Annotated in this window: 1 protein-coding gene; it reads left to right on the top strand. The window is 40.7% G+C overall.

The annotated features are described in order from the left end of the window. A protein-coding gene (locus AC1RRX_RS19210) for an IS3 family transposase (RefSeq protein ID WP_113708622.1) occupies positions 1-1,066 on the top strand; the annotation gives its coding sequence in 2 pieces (ribosomal slippage) (positions 1-189 and positions 189-1,066; 1,067 coding nt annotated over the 2 pieces). This gene is flagged as partial in the annotation. Between the last annotated feature and the right edge of the window lie 41 nt (positions 1,067-1,107).

Genomic DNA, 1,107 nt, shown 5'->3' with positions numbered 1-1,107 from the left:
TGCAGGAGTTGAATATTAAGAATAAGACACAGGTTCAGACATGGGTTAGATGGTATAAGGCTGGTGATACACATCGATTCGAACAGCCTGTTGGAAAGCAATACACTTACGGAAAAGGTCCGGAGTATTCTTCCGATTTAGAGAAACTGCAGGCAGAGATTCGTTACCTGAGACAACAGAATGAAGTTTTAAAAAAGTACAACGAATTGGAAAGGAAGTTGATAGCGAAACGTCAGTCGAACTTGTAGAAATATTGCACAGCACAATGACCGTACAGGATATCTGTATTCATTTAGGTATCTCTCGAGCGTCTTATTATCGTTGGAAGAAGAATCTGATGAAGGATCATCCCAAGCGCCATTTGGAAAAACAAATCGGCACGTTGTGCCGAGAGCACAAGTATCGATATGGATATCGAAAAATCACAGCCATACTAAAAAAGAGAATGTGTATTAACCATAAAACGGTTCAACGTATTATGCAGAAAAATCAATGGCAGTGTCGGGTTAAGGTGAAAAAGCGCAAGAAGGATGGGCAGCCATATGCCGTGGTCGATAATATATTGGATCGGAACTTTCAGTCTGATCGTCCTCTTGAAAAACTAGTAACGGACATCACATATTTGCCTTATGGACAGAAACAATTGTACCTTTCCAGTATATTAGATTTATACAATGGAGAAGTGATTGCTTTTACTATTGGGGATAAGCAGGACACAGCCTTTGTCTTAGACACACTTGATCAGCTACCAATGCTGCCTGAGAACTGCGTGTTACATAGTGACCAAGGTTCTGTGTATACATCTTACGAGTATCAAAAAGCTGTTAAAACAAAAGGCATTACCATGAGCATGTCCCGCAAAGGGACGCCCGCTGATAATGCCTCCATCGAATCGTTTCATTCCTCGCTAAAGTCTGAAACGTTCTATCTTAACAGCATTGATCGAACTACGACTGCCATCGTAGAACGCACTGTCATAGAATACATTCATTATTATAACAATATTCGTATTCAAACCAAACTAAACAACCAATCACCGATAAACTATCGGCAATTGGCTGTTTAAAAGGTGTTTTGACCCCTGTCTCAAAAACGGGGGGCAGTCCC

The organism is Bacillus sp. GW821-FHT11D08 (assembly GCF_058808515.1).
This window is presented reverse-complemented; position numbering and strand designations above follow the sequence as displayed.